The sequence below is a fragment of the Frankia sp. R43 genome, assembly GCF_001306465.1.
GTDB classification, from domain to species: domain Bacteria; phylum Actinomycetota; class Actinomycetes; order Frankiales; family Frankiaceae; genus Parafrankia; species Parafrankia irregularis.
Map to the genome: position 1 here is coordinate 1 of NZ_LFCW01000040.1, position 249 is coordinate 249.

At 67.1% G+C, this 249-nt stretch carries 1 pseudogene; it reads left to right on the plus strand.

The features are described 5' to 3' along the window. Positions 1–249: pseudogene (locus ACG83_RS41505) on the plus strand (glycosyltransferase WbuB); the annotation flags it as partial.

Sequence of the window (249 nt, forward strand, 5' to 3'; positions counted from 1 at the left end):
GTGGTGCGCAGTGGTCCCGACACGACCAGGATGAAGCCCGGGCCGGCGCAGCCCGAGCTCCGCCTCGGTCGGGAGCACCTCGTCTGTTATCTGGGCATCATGGGCCCCCAGGACGGCGTGGACATCGTTCTGCGGGCGATGGACGTCATCGTTCACAAATTCGGCCGCAAGGACGTGAGTGCCGCCCTGCTCGGCTTCGGCGACTGCCTGGAGGAGCTGCGCAGGTTGTGCACCGAGCTCGATCTCGAC